This is a genomic window from Altibacter sp. HG106 (assembly GCF_028561755.1).
Taxonomy (GTDB): Bacteria; Bacteroidota; Bacteroidia; order Flavobacteriales; family Flavobacteriaceae; genus DFVG01.
Window position 1 is genome coordinate 1 of record NZ_JAQQTD010000022.1, and the last position, 2788, is coordinate 2788.

Consider the following 2788-nt stretch of genomic DNA (forward strand, 5'->3'; position numbering starts at 1 on the left):
TTCCGGCTTTTGCTCCGCAAAACCGTTTCTGCCATTCAGCCGCCTAAGCTCCCGCCGACATGATAGCCTGGACCGTTATGCAACAAATGTCGTTTTGAATTATGAATTTATTTCGTTAGTTTAGCGAAGACTCCCCGTCATTTATTAAATAATATTATGAAAATATTTTACTTGATTTTGGGGTTCTTTTTTTCAATTTCTCTAAGCTTTAGCCAGTCTTTTTGTACTACAAATACCATTACATATGGAAAAGAATCATATCATAGTGGGCACACCGATATGAATTTTATGTCAGAAACTCCATTAGTTCTAAACATTTTTTTTCATGATTACCAAACTGTAACCTTAACAGAAGATGATTATTTAAGAGCAGTAGCTGATCTAAACATTAACTATAATCAGTTTAATATATTTTTCAAATATCGCGGTTTCGAACTAATTAATGGTACAGCTACTCCTCAAAATGATATGTTAAATGTACATATACAGGACATACCTGGAGGCACTGCATTAAATACTTCTTATATTCTAGTTAGTTATACCGCATTTCAAACTAATCCTCAAATTCTACTTCATGAAATTGGCCATATTTTTGGTTTACTTCATACTTTTCAAGGTACTGGAAGAACATTAATGACATTTAATAATCCTCTTTTCTGTGAATTCGATCCAGTGGGTCAGTTGAGAACAGAAGGTTGGTTTCCAACATTTACAACCAATTCTGAAAATGTAACGAGAAATCAGACTAGTGGAGATTTTAATGCTGACGAAGCAGGTGATTTTGTTACTGACACATTTGCTGCATATGAAAACCCGAATTTTTGTAGAGATTTAACTACTGGTGATTCTTACTATATTTTTAGCAATGAAGTCAAAGACAATGCTACCGGTGTAAAAATTCCATATGTGGATATAGATGCTACCAACATAATGTTGACAGTAGAATCTCCATCCGACTATCCTTTCTTAAGAGACTTTACGCCTGGACAAGGGGTAAGAATGCGGGAGACGATTATTAACAATAACTCTGTTTTTGGCCCAATATTGCAAGATGTGAGCGTTTTATATGATCCATATAAAGGCGAATATTATTTTGCTGGGCCATTACCGCAAAATGGTCCTCCAACTTTTCAACCTGGATTTGATTATCGTTTCGTCGAATGCGAATGCGATTGCCCGATACCAAGAGATTATGAAAACACCAATTTCACATTTGATCTTTCGACTGTTATAGCAAGTTTTGATAAGAACGAATCTGACTTTGCCTCAATAATACATCCAAACCATTCAGCGATACGGATAGTTCAACTAGATGAATCTCCTATACAGCCAAGAAGATGTTATGACAATTTCAATAAAGCTCCAAATGGAGGAAGTGTTACAAGATTTAATGATGGAGTTTTCAACTCGAATGTAACAGTAACACCAAAAGACTCAGTTGGTATAAACGAGCCGAATTTAATATACGATCTTCCATCAGGTTTGTATGTTATTGACAAATATTATGACGATGGCTCAGAAAATCAAACTACGCTAATTAAGGAAGATGAATAGGTACATTGTTATATTATTCTTAATCTTTACCATTCCTATCTATGGTCAATACACTGCAATTTTGGATAGTAATTTTGAACAATTTCTTATTGATGAGGGAATTGATACAGAACAAATTCTAGACGGTCGAATTTTAACCTCTGACGCGGAGAATGTAACCGAATTAACCATTGATGATATCAATAACAACATTTCAGACTTTGGTGGTCTAGAAGACTTTTCAAACTTGGCTTTCTTTGATGCTGCTTTTACTTTATGTACTAGTATAAACTTTAATGGAAATCCACAACTAAGTGAATTAACTCTTGCCTTCAATAGTAATCTTGAATCAATTCAAATTGAAGAATGTATTACATTACTACAATTGAGTTTAATAAATAATAAACTAAGTACATTAGATGTAAGCAACAATACTTTAATATCAGGGCTAAGCTGTTCTAACAATGAAATTGTTTCGTTGGATCTTACCAATAATGCAGATTTAACTTTCTTCAGCTGTTCAAACAATTTGCTTGATCATTTGGACCTTCGTAATGGGAATAACACAAATATTACCAACTATAACTCAAGCAATAATTCAGACTTGCTTTGTATATACGTAGATGATGCAGATTATAGTCAATCTAATTGGATAAATATTGATCCTAATAGCACTTTTGTTGAAACCGAGGCAGAGTGTGATGCTCTAAGCGTACAGGATGTTCCAAAAAATAATGTTTTATTATATCCCAACCCCGCAATAGATAAATTTAAAATTGAGGTATCCGGAGAAGTTAAAGAAGTCCAGATTTTTAATGTTTTAGGCCAATTAGAAAGAGTTTATTTGAGTCCATCTAAATTCTACAATGTTTCAGATTTATCCCAAGGAAGATATTTTGTAGTCGTAAAAACTTTAGAGGGTTTCGAGACATTAAGCTTGTTAGTAAAGTAAGCTATCCATTCGTTGCATAACAATGGCTATCATGCATCGGGTCATTCACTTTAACGAAAAACACTATCTTTAAAACAAACAAAAAGGTCATCGGAATATTTTGAACATATTCGGCGGCTACCAAGCTCAGCTGAATCGCACGCAGCTAAGGCTGCTTCCCACAAACGCTCCGCGTTTTGGTTCTGCCGATTCAGCCGCCTAAGCCTCCCGCCGACATGATAGCCCGGACCGTTGGAGTGCAATAATTCGGACTTTCGGGTTTCACTAAATTTTTATGGGGAACTTAAGGAACACAACGCAGAG

General features: G+C 35.0%; 2 protein-coding genes. Both read left to right on the forward strand.

All coding sequences use genetic code 11. From position 1 onward, the window contains the following. Nucleotides 1-156 precede the first annotated feature (156 nt). The gene (locus PO830_RS14760; RefSeq protein ID WP_272854344.1) at nucleotides 157-1554 is read left to right on the forward strand and encodes a hypothetical protein; all 1398 of its coding nucleotides are present in this window, start codon (nucleotides 157-159) and stop codon (nucleotides 1552-1554) included. Beyond that, complete coding sequence (locus tag PO830_RS14765) at nucleotides 1547-2485, forward strand: T9SS type A sorting domain-containing protein (RefSeq protein ID WP_272854345.1); 939 nt, start codon at nucleotides 1547-1549, stop codon at nucleotides 2483-2485. The genes PO830_RS14760 and PO830_RS14765 overlap by 8 nt, the downstream gene beginning before the upstream one ends. Nucleotides 2486-2788: the final 303 nt, after the last annotated feature.